This window comes from Nocardia sp. 2TAF39, assembly GCF_052114905.1.
Classification (GTDB): Bacteria; Actinomycetota; Actinomycetes; order Mycobacteriales; family Mycobacteriaceae; genus Nocardia.
Window position 1 is genome coordinate 1 of sequence record NZ_JBFRFQ010000022.1, and the last position, 17622, is coordinate 17622.

Here is a 17622-nt window from a genome sequence, read left to right on the forward strand (position 1 = left end):
CCGCCTCAACCGTGGCGGTGACCGCCACGCCAACGCCGCCCTCTACCGAGTCGTGCTCTGCCGCCTGCGCTGGGACCCCCGCACTCGCGCCTACACCGAACGACGCACCAAAGAAGGCATGTCCAAGAAAGAAATCATCCGCTGCCTCATTGGGTGAGTATTGGTGATGCGGTCCGCCGATCGGATCGCGGCCCTCGGCCAGCATCAGGAGATGGCCACGTTGCCGCGCCGCATGGACGGCCAGTTTGAGTACTGCCACTCCTGATGCGCCGAGGCTCCGATGACCGGCGTCAGGGACATGCCCCAATCGAGGGCCGAACAATGAGGAACCGGCAGCGGAGCCTCGACTGGCGAGGGCATGACCATCGAAACCCTTTGGGAGACTGTGCATGCCGTTCGTCGGCTTGGATTGGGCGAGCAAGACTCACGACGTAACCGTCATCGATGACCGTGGTCACGTCTTGGACCGATGGGCGTTCAGCCACACCGAGCAGGCGTGGACGTCGACGCTGGCCCGTCTGGCACGTCACGGAGATCCCGCCGACCTGCCGGTGATCATCGAGCGGACCGGTGGGTTGGTCGTCGACCGGTTGCTGGCCGCCGGGCATCCGGTCGTGCCGGTGCATCCGAACGCGTTTCATGCCGCGCGGCCGCGATGGGGCGCCTCGGGCGCCAAATCCGATCCCGGCGACAGCTGCAAACTCGCCGACTACCTGCGCACCGACGGACACCGGCTGCGCCGACTCGACCCAGTCGACGCCGGCCTGCGCGAACTGCAGGCGCTCATCAGGCTCCGAGACGATCAAGTCCAAGCCCGCACCGCCGCCATCAACCAGCTCGCCGCCCTGCTCGACACCCACTGGCCGGGACCCAAAGAGCTGTTCCATTCGCTGGCATCGCCCATTGCCCTGGCCTTCCTCACCGACTACCCCACGCCGCAATCGGCCGCACGGCTCGGCGAGGCACGCATGGCCGCGTTCTTGCGCCGAAACTCCTACCGCGGAGGAAAACCCGCCGCGCAGCTTCTGGCCCGGTTACGCGCCGCCGCCGTTCCGGCTGCCCAGCTGCCCACCGACACCCTGGCCGTGATGATCGGAGCCCAAATCCAACTGCTGCGCGCCATCCAAACCGCTGTCGCAGACCTGGAAGCCCTGATCAAGCACCGCGTCGCTCGACACCCCCGAGCACGGCTGCTGGCCGCTCTACCAGGCGTGGGCACCATCAACCTGGCTCAACTACTCGCCGAGGTCGGGCCGATCCTCGACCGCGTCGAAACCGTCGACCAGGCCGCCGCTGAATGCGGCGTCACCCCAGTCACYAAAGCCTCCGGCAAGACCAGTGGAGTCTACTTTCGCTGGGCAGCCAATACGCGGGCCCGCAAAGCCATTACCGCCTTCGCCCACAACGCCCGCATGCAATCACCGTGGGCCGCAAAGCTTTACACCAACGCCCGCGCACGCGGTAAACGCAACCCGCACGCCACCCGCATAGTCGCCCGCGCCTGGCTCCGCGTCATCTGGTCCTGCTGGCACCACGGCACACCCTACGACCCAAACTGCCATCACGCCGCACAACGCCTCACAGCATGAGGACTTGACTCAAGGGACTCAAACGCTACCTCGCCCGCGAGCTCTACCAGCTCATCACCGCCGAACCCGCCCACACCACCACTTGACATCCATAGGAGCATCCCGCCGTATCAGCGTGAGCAGAGGAGACGCGATGGGAAACGTTGGCTCAGCCGAAGAAGGACGGCTGAACCTGCTTCGAATCAACACCACGTGTGTACTCGCCACGCTGTTACCCGGCGGATCACCCTATACTTCGGCGGCGCATTTCGCGACGGATGAGGATAGCGAAGACTTCTACATCAGCCTGCACGACGAGAGCCGCACCGCGAAGAATCTGATACTGGACCCGCGCGCCGCTGTCACCGTCGGCGATGATCCGGAAATACCGGCGACCTTGCAAATGCGGGGAGAGGCCACAGTCAGTAGCGGGCCTGCGCTGATCAAGGCGCAGGACTTCTTCTATGCCCGGTTTCCGCATTCAGCGAGATACCGCGATGATCCGCACACACTGCTCGTCTGTTTTCGGCCGACGTGGAGCCGCTACTCGGACGCCGAGTTGAAAAAGGAGTTCTTCGTACGAGGTTTCGCTGCGGAATCGCTGAAATGACGACGAGGGTTGTTGTGGCTCTGAGACAAGGGACTTGAGATCGATCAACCCGCCAACGCGATACGCACTGCTTGCCCTGGGCTTTCGGCGACTTTCGACCCGATGACAGGGTTGCCCTCGGCGTCCAGTAGCTGCCACCCGCCGAGGGAGACCACCGGCATGCCACCGCGCCGATTGGCCGTCGACCGAGCCGCAGCGGCACTGGCAGATGTTCGACAGCATGATCACCCGGCCGAGCTTCGCCATCGCTCTCGCCGAATCCCATGGCACTCTGGTTGGATTCGTTTACGGGAACGCCCTGACTGCCAACGCTGGATGGTGGGACGGTTTTCAGCAGCCGGTACCCTCGGATGTCACGCGCGAAGAGCCTGACAGGACCTTCGCTGTAATCGATCCAGCCGTCCGAGCATCGACACGTCGGCTGCCGACTACTCGATACTCTGCTCGACAGCCGACCCGAGCAGCACGCGACGCTGGCGGTCCAGCCGCAGGCTGAAGCCTCGCACGCCTTCTACCAGGCGGTCGGTGGATGGCGCCTCGTCGGGCAGCAAGACAGACCGCTCAGTTCAGGGCGGGTTCGGGTCAGTTGCCGATCTTGCCCTTGTCCGTGCGGAGCCACTCCGAGGTGCCGTCGGGGTGGCGGTGGAACTCCCATGCGGCGTAGTCGCCGTCTTTCTCCACGACGGTGACGTGGTCGGCGAAGCCGTCGTGGTCGTAGTCGGTCCAGACCTGCATCGCCTCGTCACCGGTAGTGGTGACGGAGTCGAGGGTGCCGTCGCCGTCGATGTCCTGGGTGGGGTGGTGCAGTTCGACCGTACCCAGGCCGTCGAGTGGCGAGGACGCGTCGACGCCGGGTAGATCCAGACCGGGTAATTCGCCCGAGGTGACCAAGACTCCTCCTCAGCGGGAATCGTGCGGTGCCGCGAGCGGCATCGCTCCATCCTGTCATCCCGCACAGGCTCGAGTCACTTTTTGGGCATCAGCAGCCACAGCACCAGGTAGATGACGAATTGCGGGCCGGGCAGCAGGCACGACACCACGAACAGCAGACGGACGACATTGGCGTTCCAGCCGAGGTAGTCGGCGATGCCACCGCACACACCTGCGATCCATTTGTCGTGGGTGGAGCGGGCGAAACGACGGGTAAGGGCGGTCATGGGTCTTCCCTCTCTTGTGGTGATCCCTGCGAACTCCACTCTGCCGGGCGACGCCCACCGCGACATCGCTCCGGCGACCGATACCGACCCTGATTTCTCCAGGGCCGATCTCAGGGTCCGACCCCGAGCACGGCAGACTCGTCCAGGTGAGCACCACTCTGCATGCCCGCGGGCTGTCCGCGGGTCACGGCGAACGCACGCTGTTCGCCGACCTCGACCTCACCCTCGCGCCGGGTGACGTGATCGGTCTGGTCGGCGTGAACGGTGCGGGCAAGTCGACACTGCTGCGCATGCTCGCCGATCGCCACGCTCCGACCGGCAGCATCACGTTGAGCCCGCCGGACGCCACAGTGGGCTACCTGGCCCAGGAGCCGGAGCGGGTGCTGGGCGAGACGGTGCTCGCATTCCTCGGTCGCAGAACGGGAGTCACAGCGGCGCAAAGGACCATGGATGCGGCCGCCGAACGACTCACCGAGGGCGGCACGGACGAGTACTCCCCCGCACTGGAGCGTTGGCTCGCACTCGGCGGCGCGGACCTCGACCAGCGCGCCCACGAGGTGGCGGCCGATCTCGGCCTGGCCGACAGTCTGCCGAACGGCCTCGACACACCGATGACCGGCCTGTCCGGCGGCCAGGCCGCGCGCGCCGGATTGGCGTCGGTCCTGCTGTCGCGCTTCGACATCCTGCTGCTGGACGAGCCGACCAATGATCTGGATCTGGACGGCCTCGCCCGGCTGGAACGGTTCGTCACCGGTGTCCGTGTTCCACTGGTGGCGATCAGCCACGACCGGGAGTTCTTGGCTCGCACCGTCAATCGGATCGTGGAGCTGGACCTGGTGCAGCAGCAGGTGGGCATGTACGACGGCGGCTACGAGTCGTACCTGATGGAGCGGGAGATTGCCCGTCAGCACGCGCGCGAAACCTACGAGGAGTACGCGGACACCAAGGCGGGCTTGGAGTCCCGCGCGCAGATGCAGCGCAACTGGCTCGAACACGGCGTTCGCAACGCCCGCCGCAAGGCACGCGACCCGAGGAAGCTGGACTCGGACAAGGCAGGCCGCAAGGTGCGCGCCGAATCCACCGAGAAACAGGCCGCCAAAGCCAGGCAGACCCAGCGCCGCATCGAACGGCTGGAGGTGGTGGAGGAACCGCGCAAGGAGTGGGAGTTGCGCATGAGCATCGCCACCGCCCCGCGCAGCGGCTCGGTGGTGGCCACGCTCTCGAACGCGACCGTCACGCGCGGCGATTTCACCCTCGGGCCGATTACCACCCAGATCGACTGGGCCGATCGCATTGTGCTCACCGGCGCGAACGGCTCCGGCAAGTCCACGCTGCTTGCCGTGCTGCTCGGAAGAATCCCGCCGGACAGCGGCACCGCGAGCCTCGGCTCCGGCGTCGAGATCGGCGAAGTCGATCAAGCGCGTGGCCTGTTCCGCGGGACTTCGGCGCTGGCCGACACGTTCGGCGCCGAGATGCCGGACTGGCCGGACGCCGAGATCCGCACGCTACTGGCCAAATTCGGCCTGCGCGGCTCGCATGTACTGCGCGCCTGCGACACCCTTTCTCCCGGCGAACGCACCCGCGCCGCCCTCGCCCTGCTCCAGGCCCGCGGCGTCAACCTGCTCGTGCTAGACGAACCGACGAACCACCTCGACCTTCCTGCCATCGAACAACTGGAGCAGGCCGTCGAATCATTCACCGGCACACTCCTGCTGGTCACCCACGACCGGCGCATGCTCGACACCATCCACGCAACCCGCCGCTGGCACATGGAAGCGGGCGCCCTCACCGAGACGCTCTGAAACCAGTCGTCTCCAGTCGAGAACCCGAACCACACCGCAAGACCACTGCGCAACCGAAGCACGTGTGATCGCCGCCCAGGCAACCCCAGATCGGCGCACCCCGCTTCCGAGCGGACGAAACGAATGCGGCACCGCCGTCGGCGGGGCCACTCGAACCCGAGACCCAAAGGCCGTAACGCCGAGTGCCCAAGGCATTGCCGAACCACTTCGATTACCGCTCAACGCAACAGAATCGGCCCAACTCCCACTTTCGAGGCAAAGCGAGACCAAGCAATGCCCCTCGCGTCCGAGTGGGCGAAGCGCAAGCGCCGAAGACGCGAGTCTCGCCCGCTCGGACGCGAGCCTGAAGGGGCGCGAACACGCAGAGCCGCAGGACCAACGCGCGCTGCCGATCAACGCCCCGTTTGCCAAGCACGCAAATCACATCGGCCCACTTCGTTCCGGGCGAGGCGAGACCGAGCATTACCCCTCCGCGGCCCGGCTCGCGCCCGAGCCTCCAACGAGTCCGCGACGAAGTCGCCAGCTGCGGCCGCTCAGACGCGAGCCATGAGGAAGCCTTGAACACCCAGCGTCGCAAACCAACACAGTGCGAACAGAGCGAAGAGCGAACAATCAATACCACCGTCGCCTCCCGACACAACCGCACCAGCCCCGCCCCCGGTTCCGAGCGAAGCTGTTCAGGGGCGCTGCGCGCTCCGCCGTGGGTGGGGAAATTCGCTATTTTCGTGTCAGCGAGACCGAGCATTGCCCGTTCGCGGCCCGGCTCGCGTCCGAACGGCCGCCGAGTCCGCGACGAAGTCGCCAGCGTCGGCCGCTCAGACGCGAGCCACGAGGGGGCCGCGAACACGCCGCGCCCGCGCGGCCAATCACACAGAGCTGACCCGCTTGGCGAGATCGTCCGCCAGTTGCCGTGCTTGCGTCGGGTCGGTGGCCTCCACCATCACCCGCACCAGGTCCTCGGTCCCGCTGGGCCGCAGCAGAACTCGCCCGGAATCGCCGAGGATCCGTTCCGCCTCCAGGACTGCGTCGCGCACCTCGGGCGCGGTGGCGACGACGGACTTGTCGCTCACCGACACGTTCACCAACACCTGCGGCACGGTCTGCAGCACGCCGCCCAGATCAGCGAGGGTGCGCTGGGTCTGCGTCATCCGGGCCATCAGGCGCAGCCCGGTCAGGATTCCGTCCCCGGTGGTGCTGTAGCGGGGGAACACCACGTGTCCCGACTGCTCGCCGCCCAGCGTGTATCTACCGCGCCGCAGTTCCTCGAGCACGTAGCGGTCACCGACCGCGGTGGTGCGCACGGTGATTCCGGCCGCGCGCATGGCGATGTGCAGGCCGAGGTTGCTCATGACGGTGGCAACCAGGGTGTTGTCCGCCAGCTCGCCCGCCTCGTGCATGGCCAGCGCCAGAATCGCCAGGATGGCGTCGCCGTCGACCACGTTGCCTTCGGCGTCGACGGCCAGACAGCGGTCGGCGTCACCGTCGTGTGCGAGGCCGAGATCGGCGCCGTGTGTCCGCACGGCGGCACGGACTTGGTCGAGGTGTGTCGAGCCACAGCCGTCGTTGATGTTCAGTCCGTCGGGCTCGGCGTTGATGGCGATCACCGTCGCCCCGGCCTCGCGGTATGCGGCAGGCCCGACTTCCGAGGCGGCACCGTGTGCGCAGTCGACCACCACGGTCAGCCCGGACAGGTCCCGCCCGGTCGCCTCCACCAGGTGCTCGACGTAGCGCTCGTGTGTGCCCGCGAGACTGTACAGATCCGGGATGACCAGCCCGTGGTCGCGCGCACCGGAGGCATTGCGCACCCGACCGATGCCCGCGCCGGTCGGCCGGAACGGCGCGTCTTCGGCGATGAGCGCCTCGATCCGATCCTCGATCGCGTCGTCGAGCTTGTGCCCGCCCGCGGCGAAGATCTTGATCCCGTTGTCCGGCATGGGGTTGTGCGAGGCGGAAATCATTACGCCGAGGCAGGCGTCGTAGAGACCGGTGAGGTAGGCGACGGCGGGCGTCGGCAGCACCCCCAGCGAGAGCACGTCCACTCCCGCCGCGGTCAGTCCGGCGGTCACGGCGGCCTCCAACATCTCCCCGCTGGCCCGTGGATCGCGGCCGACCACCGCTAGCGCACGCTTCTTGCCGCGGCTCAGGATCTGCGCCGCCGCGCCCGAAACGCGCAGCGCGAGTTCCGGACTCAGCGACTCATTGGCAAGCCCGCGGACCCCATCGGTGCCGAACAACCGTCCCATACCTCGCCCCTAATCGGTGGATCTGCGGCGTGAGCGACAGGCCCGGAGGCGGCAGCCTGTGTAACCACGAAGGGCCCCGCGAACGCCGCAAGAACATACAGCACGAGAGCAGGCAACCAGCCGTTCGCTGGAAGCCTGCTCTCGTAACAGCTGCCACGTCGACCGTGCCCGGCGTGAGCGGGCCCTCATGGTTACGCAGGCTACCGCCTCCGGGCTTGACCACTCCCGCCGACTCCGGCACCGCGAGGGTGGCGGATGCCGGAGGTCGACGACGACGGAATCAGCGCTTCGAGTACTGCGGCGCCTTGCGCGCCTTCTTCAGACCGTACTTCTTGCGCTCAGTGGCACGCGGGTCGCGGGTCAGGAAGCCGGCCCGCTTCAGCGCGGGACGATCGTCCGGGGTGACCTCGATCAGCGCACGGGCGATGGCCAGACGCAGGGCGCCTGCCTGGCCCGACGGGCCGCCGCCGACCAGGCGGGCGTGCACGTCGAAGGACTCGGTGCGCTCGACGGTCACCAGCGGTGACTTGACCAGCTGCTGGTGCACCTTGTTCGGGAAGTAGTCCTCGATGGTGCGGCCGTTGAGCACGAAGTTGCCGGAGCCGGGGAGCAGCCGCACGCGGACGACGGCCTCCTTACGGCGGCCGACGGTCTGCACCGGACGGTCGATCACGATCGGAGCGAAGGACGCCGAGACCTCGGGGTCCTCGTAGCCCGCGCCGTCCTCGACGGCCTCGACAGCGTCGAATTCCTCGACGGCGTCCTCGTTGAATTCCTCAGGAGCGGTCACTGGGCCACCTGCTTGATCTCGAACGGAATGGGCTGCTGGGCGGCGTGCGGATGCGTCGGGCCCGCGTAGACCTTCAGCTTGCCCGCGATCGCGTTGCCGAGCTTGTTCTTCGGGATCATGCCCTTGACGGCCTTCTCGACGAGGCGATCGGGGCGAGCCTCCAACACCTGACCGACAGTGCGCGACTTGAGGCCGCCAGGGTGCCCGGAGTGGTGGTGGATGAGCTTGTCCTGCCGCTTGTTGCCACTGATGGCAACCTTGTCGGCGTTGATGATGATGACGAAATCGCCACCATCGACGTGCGGGGCGTAGGTCGGCTTCGTCTTGCCACGCAGCAGATTCGCTGCTTGGACGGCGAGACGGCCGAGCACTACGTCAGTGGCGTCGATGACGTACCACTTACGGGTCACGTCACCCGCCTTGGGGCTGTACGTAGGCACAGTGCTTCCCTGTCTGTCGTTGGTGTTGCCAGCCGAGCGTGTGGTCGAGGTGTTTTTCCGGCGGCCGGTGGAGACCCGGGACTCGGTGGACGACCGGACCGATCCGAACGCAATCGGCCGAGCGTTCCACACGCCAACGAGCGACGATACCAGCGGGGCCCGGCCGGAAAGAAATCGCGTCAGATCTCGAACGGTGGACCGGGGTCGATGGCGCCGGGCGGCCCGGGCACCACGTAGCGCAGGGTGTCGATACCGGGTCGTCCGCACGCCGGAACGCCGCTCTCGTCGGCCGGAGCGCCCGACTGGTTGCCTCTGGCGGTGGCGATCCCCGGCTTCGGCTGGTTGATGGCGTACGGGGTCAGCTCGCACACGATCGGCTCCGTCCCGCCCGGCGCCGCCTCGTTGCCCAGGGCGACCGAGCTCACACCGCTAGCGACTGCTTGCAGGTCGCTCGGAACAACACCGCTAGCGACTGCTTGCAGGTCGCTCGAAACAGCACCGCCAGTTTCGACCCTTTCACCGCCGGCGGGCAACGCGATCACGGCAAGCGCCACCGCGCCGACCACGGTGTTGGCTCCGAACAGGTTGCCCTTCATCTTGTTCCAGCGTTTTCCCTTGTGGGGCCGATCCTCCTCGTCGTCGGATTCCCTGCCGGGTTCCTGCCGCTGCCCGCCGCGCTGCTGCTGCTGCACTCCCTGGTACGGCAGTTGCTGGTCCGGCGCGCCCTGGTACGAGGGCTGCGGGCCGAGCGGCGGCACCGGGCCACCGGGAAGCGGCCCAGGCGGCGGGCCGGCGAGATCGCCTTGCGGGCCCCTCTGCTGCTCGTCGGGGTACTGGCTCGGTGGACGGGTAAAGCGGCTGCCCAGCTCGGCGAGGTTCGGCGGGAGGCTGTGCGGCACCTGGTCGCGCCCGATCCGGGTGGTCGCGTCCTCCTGCTGGGTGGGATACCCCGGGCCGTACTGGACGCCGGGAACCGACCGGAACGGCGGCTGCTCCGTTCGGCGCTGCCCCGCGTCCGGCTGCTGCGGCGGTTGTTCCGCCGGCCGCTGCGATCCGGCCTCGGTTCGGCGCTGCCCCGCGTCGGCCTGCCGCTGAGCGGCGGCGGCTTGATGCTGTGCGTATTCGGCTTGCTGTCCGGCGGGGTCCACTGGGGCCCCAGGCCCGGGCGCTGGTTCGGTGTGCCTCCCCGTCGACACCGGCTCACCCGACTCGGTGTCGGTCACCAGCAAGTGCGCGGCACCGAGCACGAGCGCGTGCATCGGATGGTCGGCCACCTGCAGCCGGTGCCCGAGATGATTCTGGAAGGCCAGGCGTAGCGCGTCGTTGAAGCACACATTGCCCGACAGCAGGACCGTCGAGGTATCCGCGCCGATCGAGCGGGCCGCGGCCATCACTTCGATCACCACGTTGTCGGCCGATCGCGCGTCTCGCATGGCCTCGGCGTCGACCGGGACATCGACCGACTCGGTGGGTTGCTCGTCGTCGCCGTGCACGGCGACCACCAACATGGTCCTGCCGTCGGAGTACACGCCCGTCGCGCCGATGCCGCGCGGCCTCGCCTGATCCGGCGGGTGCACCAGCCCGAGCGCGCGCACATAGCCCGACAGCGCGACGCTTTCCGGCAGCGGCTCGACCGTGACGTCGAGCTGTTCCACCAACGAGGCGTAGACCTCGACCTTCTCGTCCGGCCAGCCGTCCGGGAAGGGTAGCGCCACCAGGTCCGGCTTGCCGCGCACGTGCTTGCCGATCTCCGCGAGCGGGTTGTACAACCGCGCGCGGAACACCAGCTCGGCGGGCCATGTCGCACCCGCCACCACGATCTGCGGATGCCCGAGGATGTCGCGCACGTCGGCGATGGCCATCCCCAGATCAGGCCGTCTCCGTTCCACACCCGCGGTGTACAACCGACCCGACGAATCCGCCAGCAAATATGCCGGCGGTGTCCACATACCCTCCACCTGTACCGGGCGGATGGGGGTGCCCCCGCCGCCCGCGGCCACGGACACCACATCCCATCCGAGATGTACTGCCCCTACTCGCACCGTCACACGCATAAGTGTGCCCGGTTCCCGGCCGAGATGCTCAACGTCGTGGTCAGACCCGGGTCGTCGCCGTTTTCGCGCGGCGAAGCAAGGTCACTCACCGTCGGTTCGGGAAGAATCACGCCGCCGACTTCTTCAGTCGCAACCGGCGCCACGTGATGATCGCCAGCACCGTCGTGATCACCAGCAGGATCCCGACGTCCAGCACCCAGATCTCCGGCTTGCGCTGCCACAGCGCGTCGGGCTGTGCGCTGAGGAACACCTCCCGGATATTCACCGTCGACGCACCGGAGGCGTAACCCCAACGGGCCGGGAACAGCCAGGACACCTGCTCGAGCACTATTCGACCGGTGACCGGGATGAGACCGCCCGCCATCACCAGCTGGCACATGATGGCCACCACCAGCAGCGGCATCACCTGTTCGTTCGACTTCGCCAGCGAGGAGAGCAGCAGACCGAGGACCACACAGCAGACCGCGGTCAACGCGATATCGATATACAACTCCGCGCTGCCGGAAGCCAGCACCGCGCCCTCGCCGGGCCGCTTCTTGCCCGCGAGCACGATCCCCACCAGCACCGCCGACTGCAGCAGCGCGGTGCAGCTGAACACCGCGATCTTCGCCATCAGATACGCCGAAGGCAGCAGGCCGACCGCGCGTTCCCGCTGGAAGATCGTCCGTTCGCCGACCAGGTCGCGCACCGTCAATGTGGAGCCCATGAAGCAGGCACCGAGGATCAGCACCACCAGCAGCTGTTGTGTCTCGCCGCCGCCTTCCGGCACGAACGTACCGTCCGGTAGCGCCTTCAACGCACCGCGCTGGAAACCGTTCTTACCGGGCACCACCAGGGAGAGCCCGCCGAGGATGAACGGCAGGACCACCAGGAACACCAGGTAGCCGCGATCGGCGAGGATCAGCCGGATCTGTCTGCGTGCCAGGGTCGAGAACTGTTTGCCGCCGCTGGACTGCGGCGGACTGCCCGCCGACCCGTACGGTTGCGGCGGTGGAGGAGGCGGCGGCGCGAACGCCTGCCGGGAACGATAGGCGGCGAACGCCTGATCCGGATTTGCCGCGACGTCGGCGAAGATCTCCGCCCAGTCGCTGGTGCCGAGGGTCGCGCCGACCCCGGCCGGGTTGCCGCAGTAGGCGGTCTTGCCGCCGGGTGCGAGCAACAGCACCTGATCGCACATGTCCAGGTGCGCCACCGAGTGGGTCACCACGATCACCACGCGACCCGCGTCGGCCAGCTCGCGCAGCATCACCATGACCTGCCGGTCCAGCGCCGGGTCCAGGCCCGAGGTCGGCTCGTCCAGAATGAGCAGCGAAGGACCTGTCAGCAATTCCAGCGCCACCGAGGCACGCTTGCGCTGGCCGCCGGAGAGCCGGTCGACCCTGGTGTCGGCGTGCTCGGTGAGCGAAAGTTCCTTCAGCACACCATCGATCACCGCCTGGCGGTCTTCCCTGCTGTTGTCCCGGGGCAGCCGCAGTTCGGCGGCGTAGCCGAGCGCCTGGCGAACAGTGAGCTGACGGTGCAGCACGTCGTCCTGCGGCACCATGCCGATGCGGGAACGCAGCGCCTCGTATTCGGCGTGCAGGTTGCGCCCCTCGAAGGTGACCACGCCGCCGGACGGACGGGTGGTGCCCGCGATCAAGCGCGAGAGCGTCGACTTACCCGCGCCGGAAGGGCCGATCAGCGCGGTCAGCGTCCCTCGGCTCGCCGACATGTTCACGTCGACGAGCAGCTGCTTGTTGCCTTCCACGGTGAACCCGACGCCGTGCACCGCCAGGCCCTGCTCGGCGACCGGCTTCTGCCGGTGCACCAGCGTGCCCTGCTGCACGACGAAGTCGACATTGCCGATGGTGATGATGTCGCGCTCGCGCAGCACCGCGTGTTGCCGGCGGTGCCCGTTGACGAACGTGCCGTTCGCCGAACCGAGATCCTCGATGGTCAGCCCCTCGGCGGAGGCGACGAGGCGGGCATGCTTGCGGGAGGCCAGCGGATCGTTGACGACGATCTGGTTGTCGGTGGTGCGGCCGATGGCCAGGCCGCTCGGGGGAACGCGATCGGGGCGGGCGATCGGCGCGGCGGACGCCCTCGCGCGGACCGGCGGAACGTTCGAGGTGCCGGCCCTGGTCGTCAGGTTGACATTCAGCGGCGGCGCGGGTGCGGCCTGCGGCGGCGGCTGATACTGCGGAGGCTGGAACTGGTGCGCGGAAGGCTGACCCGACTGCGGTTGCGGCGCAGGCTGGGGCGGCCGTGCCGAAGGCCGCTGCGGGGGTTGGGGATTCGCGGGTAGCAGGTGCAGCAGCGGACCGCTGATCGCGTCACCGAGCCGCACCTGGGTCGGGCGATCGATCGACACCGGCTGACTGAGTCTGCGCGCGTCCACGAACACGCCGTTCGTGCTCTGATTATCGGCCAACACCCAGGCGCTGCCCTGCCAGAGGAGCGTCGCGTGGACCCGCGAAACGAGCGGGCTGTCGACGAACAGCGTCACCTCCGGCGCCCGGCCCATGGTGACCTTTTGGCTCGAATCGAAGACCCGTTCGGTTCCATCATGGCGCACGGTGATGGTCTGCGCCCCCGGTGAAGACATGCAGCGGATACTATTCCATCACCCGGACACCGGCGGTGCCCCCGACGCGCCTCTTGCCCCGATCCGGGCGACCGACGTGAACGTGATAACGGCCGACCAGGGGGAGCCTTGCCGACTTACAAAGCGACCGCGGTTATTACGGCGATGCTGACCGTTCTGGTACTGGTCGGAGGCTGCACCAGGCTCATCGACGGCAGGGCCGTCTCCATCTACGACGACCCGTTCAAAGTCGCCGGGCTGCCCACGACCAGCGGTCCGAGCGGACCACGCGACGGTGTCCCGGACAGCACACTGACCGCGACAAACGGCGATGGCGGCGCGATGGACAGGCTGGCGCTCAACGCCGTCGACGACATTCAGACATACTGGCGCAACGAATTCGGCAAGGAATTCCAGGGTGAGTTCAAGCCGGTCGGCAAGCTGCTGTCCTGGAGCGCGAAGTCCCCGCGCACCGACGCGGTCGAGTTCTGCAAGGAGTCCACCTACCGCCTGGTGAACGCCGCCTACTGCCGACTGGACAATTCCATCGGCTGGGATCGGTCGGTCCTGCTTCCCACCATGGAGGAGACCTTCGGCAAGATGGCCGTGGTCATGGTGCTCGCGCACGAGTACGGGCACGCGGTACAGACCATGGCCAAGATCGTCGGCTCGAAGGACCCGGTGATCGTCAAGGAGCAGCAGGCCGACTGCTTCGCGGGCGCGTTCATGCGCCACGTCGCCGAGGGCAAGGCCGCGCATTTCACGATCAACACCTCCGACGGCCTCAACTCGGTGCTGGCCGCCACGGTCGCCATCCGCGACTCCAACCCGGACGACCCGGAGAGCGTGCACGGCTCCGCCTTCGAACGGGTCACCGCCGTCCAGGTCGGCTTCACCGACGGACCGCGAGCCTGCAAGGGCATCGACATCGACGAGATCAACCAACGCCGCGGCAACCTGCCGACAAGCTTCGACGGAGAGTCCGGCGAGTACGAGATCACCAAGAACAACCTGATCGAACTCAGCAAGGCGCTTGCCGCGATCCTTCCGATACCCGAGGAACCCACCTACGACTACAGCGGGGCGACAGTCGACTGCCGCAGCGGCGTTACGACCGAACCCGTGTCCTATTGCGCGGCAAAGAACCTCATCGCTACGGATGTTCCCGAACTGGCTCAACGCGGCACCGTGAACTCGGACCCGGGTGAGCCGCTACCGGTCAAGGTGACCGGCGACTACAACGGCTACATGGTGTTCATCTCCCGATACACGCTGGCGGTACAGCGCAATCACAAGCAGCAACTCGTCGGTCCGAAGGCCGGACTGCGCGCGGCGTGCCTTTCCGGGGTGGTCACCGGAAAGCTCGCGGAGACCGGACGACCCGTGAACCAGGGCGACATCAAGCTCGCCGCAGGTGATCTCGACGAGGCCGTTTCGGGCTTGCTCACCGACGGACTGGCCGCGAGCGACGTCGAGGGCAAGACCGTGCCGAGCGGTTTCGCCAGGGTCGACGCGTTCCGGGCCGGCGTGCTCGGCGGCCAGAACACCTGCATGGCTCGCTACTCCTAGACTCCGAGCCCTGTTCCCCAGCGGGTCAGCGGCCGAACGGTGGCGGGGCCGCGTGTTCGAAACGAAGCACACGGTTGCCGAGCATGATTTCGGTGCCGGGGATCAGCACCATGGACTGGTTCGGGGCCAGGCGCACCCAGTCGCGGTAGCCGGGCAAGCGGGTGCGGGTGCCGTTGGTCGAACCTCGATCCACCACGGTCACGTCCCAGTTCACGAGGCGGATCTCGGCGTGCGCGCGCGACATGCCGCCGGAGGAGTCGTCGACCCGCAGCGGAACGAGTCCGCGCTCGGCCGCCGCGGAATGTTCAGGGTCGCGGCCGATCACCGCGTCCGCCGCCAGCATGTAGGTTGTGCCGTCATCGAGAATCAGCATGCCCAGTGGCGGGCGGACCACTTCGATCAGCCTTTGCGTCTGGTCGACCGGCATGCCGCACACGGTGCAGAACGCGGCACGCGGATCACTGGGATGCGCTCGCGCGCACTTGAATCCGAGCACCTTGACGGTGAGCGCGGTGGCTTTCGCGGTCGCCTCCAAGCGGCGTTGCAGCTCAGGGTCGGGCAGCGGAGCGGGGTTGGTGCCACCGAGCTGGGTCGCCGCGTTGTGCGGATCGATCGGCTCCTGCTCGGCCTCGGAGTCGCGGGTCGCGATCGACGGCGCCTTCCGGTGTGGCTGAGGTGGCGGCATGTGTTGTGGCTCGGGCGCTTGCTGCGGTTCCGGCGGCTGCTCGGGCCGGGGCGTTTGCTGTGGTTTCAGCGACTGCCGAACCTCGGAGTCGGCGGGCGGCTCGTGCTCGATGCGGGCGGTCGGCAGCGGCGACACCTCGGCGCGGCGATGCGTGCCCTCGCGGCGGGACGCCCGTCCGTCCGTGGGGGTTGCGGCACGCGCTCCGTCGGACCAGACAACGGCGCCGCCGGCCTGCGCGACACCCTCGACCAGCCAGCCGATGCCACGCTCCGGCGGCAGATCCGGAATTCGGCCCTTCGCGTCGTCGACGAACAGGGCGAGCGCCCGTGCGGGCACCTCCCCGACCAGATCGACCGTGAACGCCGCACCGCTGCCGCGATACTGCTCGACCGTGCCGTCACCAGCCAGCACCGCGGTGACCGCACCGTGCAGGAAGATCGCCACGCCTCCGTTCTCGGCAGCGGAGAGAATGCCGAAGTCGATCGGCTCACCCGGGCTGATCCGCTCGGCCTGTTTCATGAGCCAGCGGGTCGCCTGCCGGGCCACCACCGCGCCCGGCCCCTTCGGCTCCTGATCGTTCGCCGCGCGCACCAGTTCGGCCAACGATTCGAGGGCGATGACGGCCGGAGAATCCTGGGTCAACCTGCCCCGTCCGCGGTGTGCCACCACGATGACCGCGCCGGCGACCCCGGCCACGGCATGGCCACCTACGACAACCTCGACCTGCCGATCCATCAACGGTATCGGCCTCCACCGAAGGCACAGTGCAGGGTCGTCGTCACGCAGACAAGGGTATTGCAATGCGAGCACTATCGGTCCCCGTCCCCGGTGTCCGTCGGGTAACTTCAGTGTCAGCAACGGGAGGAACGAGGGGCCTGTCATGGTTCGGACCAAACGCACTGCGCTCACCGCGTATTGCCTGGCATGGGCAGGACTGCTCGCCGGCTGCGCGGGCGTGCATGGTACGCCCACCGCGGGGGAGATCGACGTGCGAAAGCTGGAGGTCGGCACCTACCCCGTGGACCGGCACCAGTACAACCAGGACTCCGCCGGCAAGGGCGCGCTGCTCGAAGGCATGCGGATGTCCGACGCGGTGGTCCCGGCCGTCCGAATCGATCCGGCACTGAAAGTCGGCCGCGGCAGTACCGTGGTCGCCGACGCCGAGCAGGCGCTCGACTTCGTCGCCAAGGTCTCCAAGCCGGTCTTCGACAACCGCAAGCTGGTAGTCGGTTACGCCGCCAGCGGCGCCGACCGCCCGGACCCCGCAGGCCAGACCAACCCGTCCCCCGACGCCACCGCGATCACCGATGTCGTCTTCCGCTTCCCCGACAAGGCCACCGCGACGCTCGCCGCTCGTGAACTCGAGGACGTGGACATCGCCGTGTCGCCGGAGAACCGCAAGCTCTCGTCGACCAAGTACCCCGACGCCTACATCCATTGGCGGCCGGGCGTTCCTACCGTCGGCACCTTCATGGCCTACAAGGAATTCGTCATCTCCTTGTTCGTACAACGGCCTCGAGCCGACAGCGCCGACCTGGTGAGCTGGATCGACAAGACCCTCGCCGCGCAGGTCGCGCAGCTGGACAAGTTCACCCCGACCCCCGCGAACGAGGTCGACGCCCTGCAGGTCGACCCCGACGGCCTGCTTGCCCGCGTCGCCGTCGCCGACCGCAAGAGCCGCACCTCCGATCCGGCGACCTTCGCCATCTACGGCGCCGACCACACCGTCCATCGCGCCGACGACGAGGCCGCACAACTGCGCCTGATCGAGGACGCTGGCGTCGACCACACCGCCATCGTCGACGACAGCTACATCGCCCGCACCCGCGATGCGGCCGCCGGCCAGAAACTGGTCACCGGTCTGCTGGAAAGCGAAGGCGCGCATTACGACACCCTCGGCGCCCCCAAGGACGTCCCCGGCGCCAAGTGTCTCCAGCTCAACAGCAAGGGCGACCCGGACCGGGAGTACAAGTACCGCTGCTACGTCGCCTACAAACGTTACGTCGGCGTCGTCACCAGCGATAAGGAACCGGACGTGCGACAGAAGGTCGCCGCGGAGTATGCGCTGTTGGCGAACAGTTTCTGACCCGCGCACACCGATCTGCTCGGACCGTTCGGTCCGGTCTGACGGGAACCGGTGA

Annotated in this window: 13 protein-coding genes and 1 pseudogene; 6 read left to right on the forward strand and 8 right to left on the reverse strand. The window is 67.7% G+C overall.

What is annotated here, in order from left to right; genetic code table 11:
• From AB4Z47_RS15980 to AB4Z47_RS15990, 3 genes and pseudogenes are all read left to right on the forward strand, one after another.
• Window positions 1-148, forward strand: a pseudogene (locus AB4Z47_RS15980) (IS110 family transposase); the annotation flags it as partial.
• Window positions 149-389: 241 nt separating this feature from the next.
• Window positions 390-1589, forward strand: a complete 1200-nt coding sequence (locus AB4Z47_RS15985) for an IS110 family transposase (RefSeq protein WP_441951564.1) — start codon at window positions 390-392, stop codon at window positions 1587-1589.
• Between the two features lie 133 nt (window positions 1590-1722).
• On the forward strand, window positions 1723-2178 hold the full coding sequence (locus AB4Z47_RS15990; protein WP_441951565.1) for a pyridoxamine 5'-phosphate oxidase family protein: 456 nt from the start codon (window positions 1723-1725) through the stop codon (window positions 2176-2178).
• Between the two features lie 582 nt (window positions 2179-2760).
• Here AB4Z47_RS15990 and AB4Z47_RS15995 read toward each other — a convergent pair.
• Entirely contained in the window at window positions 2761-3069 is a 309-nt protein-coding gene (locus AB4Z47_RS15995; RefSeq protein ID WP_441951567.1) for a DUF6802 family protein, read from the reverse strand.
• A gap of 74 nt (window positions 3070-3143) precedes the next feature.
• Window positions 3144-3335, reverse strand: a complete 192-nt coding sequence (locus AB4Z47_RS16000; protein ID WP_441951569.1) for a PspC domain-containing protein — start codon at window positions 3333-3335, stop codon at window positions 3144-3146.
• A gap of 146 nt (window positions 3336-3481) precedes the next feature.
• Here AB4Z47_RS16000 and AB4Z47_RS16005 point away from each other — a divergent pair, with 146 nt between their 5' ends.
• On the forward strand, window positions 3482-5137 hold the full coding sequence (locus AB4Z47_RS16005; RefSeq protein ID WP_441951571.1) for an ABC-F family ATP-binding cassette domain-containing protein: 1656 nt from the start codon (window positions 3482-3484) through the stop codon (window positions 5135-5137).
• An 866-nt stretch (window positions 5138-6003) separates the two neighbouring features.
• On the opposite strand, the gene glmM is transcribed toward AB4Z47_RS16005, so the two are convergent.
• From glmM to AB4Z47_RS16030, 5 genes are all read right to left on the reverse strand, one after another.
• Window positions 6004-7380, reverse strand: coding sequence for a phosphoglucosamine mutase (glmM, locus tag AB4Z47_RS16010; protein ID WP_441951573.1), 1377 nt, complete (start codon window positions 7378-7380; stop codon window positions 6004-6006).
• 280 nt (window positions 7381-7660) lie between these two features.
• Window positions 7661-8170: a 30S ribosomal protein S9 gene (gene rpsI / locus AB4Z47_RS16015; RefSeq protein ID WP_406270552.1), complete on the reverse strand. Its 510-nt coding sequence runs from the start codon at window positions 8168-8170 to the stop codon at window positions 7661-7663.
• A complete protein-coding gene (gene rplM, locus AB4Z47_RS16020; RefSeq protein WP_327112742.1) occupies window positions 8167-8610 on the reverse strand; it encodes a 50S ribosomal protein L13 in 444 nt (147 codons plus the stop codon). The genes rpsI and rplM overlap by 4 nt, the downstream gene beginning before the upstream one ends.
• A 179-nt stretch (window positions 8611-8789) precedes the next feature.
• Window positions 8790-10664, reverse strand: a complete 1875-nt coding sequence (locus AB4Z47_RS16025) for a hypothetical protein (protein ID WP_441951576.1) — start codon at window positions 10662-10664, stop codon at window positions 8790-8792.
• A 106-nt stretch (window positions 10665-10770) separates the two neighbouring features.
• A complete protein-coding gene (locus AB4Z47_RS16030; RefSeq protein ID WP_441951578.1) occupies window positions 10771-13248 on the reverse strand; it encodes an FHA domain-containing protein in 2478 nt (825 codons plus the stop codon).
• A 144-nt stretch (window positions 13249-13392) separates the two neighbouring features.
• On the opposite strand from AB4Z47_RS16030, the gene AB4Z47_RS16035 reads away from it, so the two are divergent.
• Window positions 13393-14796, forward strand: a complete 1404-nt coding sequence (locus tag AB4Z47_RS16035; protein ID WP_441951658.1) for a metallopeptidase — start codon at window positions 13393-13395, stop codon at window positions 14794-14796.
• Between the two features lie 25 nt (window positions 14797-14821).
• Here the strand turns inward: AB4Z47_RS16035 and AB4Z47_RS16040 are convergent, their stop codons facing one another.
• On the reverse strand, window positions 14822-16216 hold the full coding sequence (locus tag AB4Z47_RS16040) for an FHA domain-containing protein (protein ID WP_441951580.1): 1395 nt from the start codon (window positions 16214-16216) through the stop codon (window positions 14822-14824).
• A 145-nt stretch (window positions 16217-16361) separates the two neighbouring features.
• On the opposite strand from AB4Z47_RS16040, the gene AB4Z47_RS16045 reads away from it, so the two are divergent.
• On the forward strand, window positions 16362-17567 hold the full coding sequence (locus AB4Z47_RS16045; RefSeq protein ID WP_441951582.1) for a DUF7373 family lipoprotein: 1206 nt from the start codon (window positions 16362-16364) through the stop codon (window positions 17565-17567).
• The last annotated feature ends 55 nt before the right edge of the window (window positions 17568-17622 follow it).

Bases quoted from the DNA above. Each gene is read 5' to 3' on its own strand.
- AB4Z47_RS16035 (WP_441951658.1), top strand. From the start codon at position 13,393: ATGCTGACCGTTCTGGTACTGGTCGGAGGCTGCACCAGGCTCATCGAC.
- AB4Z47_RS16025 (WP_441951576.1), bottom strand. From the start codon at position 10,664: ATGCGTGTGACGGTGCGAGTAGGGGCAGTACATCTCGGATGGGATGTG.
- AB4Z47_RS16045 (WP_441951582.1), top strand. From the start codon at position 16,362: ATGGTTCGGACCAAACGCACTGCGCTCACCGCGTATTGCCTGGCATGG.
- AB4Z47_RS16030 (WP_441951578.1), bottom strand. From the start codon at position 13,248: ATGTCTTCACCGGGGGCGCAGACCATCACCGTGCGCCATGATGGAACC.
- AB4Z47_RS16040 (WP_441951580.1), bottom strand. From the start codon at position 16,216: ATGGATCGGCAGGTCGAGGTTGTCGTAGGTGGCCATGCCGTGGCCGGG.
- AB4Z47_RS16000 (WP_441951569.1), bottom strand. From the start codon at position 3,335: ATGACCGCCCTTACCCGTCGTTTCGCCCGCTCCACCCACGACAAATGG.
- glmM (WP_441951573.1), bottom strand. From the start codon at position 7,380: ATGGGACGGTTGTTCGGCACCGATGGGGTCCGCGGGCTTGCCAATGAG.
- AB4Z47_RS15990 (WP_441951565.1), top strand. From the start codon at position 1,723: ATGGGAAACGTTGGCTCAGCCGAAGAAGGACGGCTGAACCTGCTTCGA.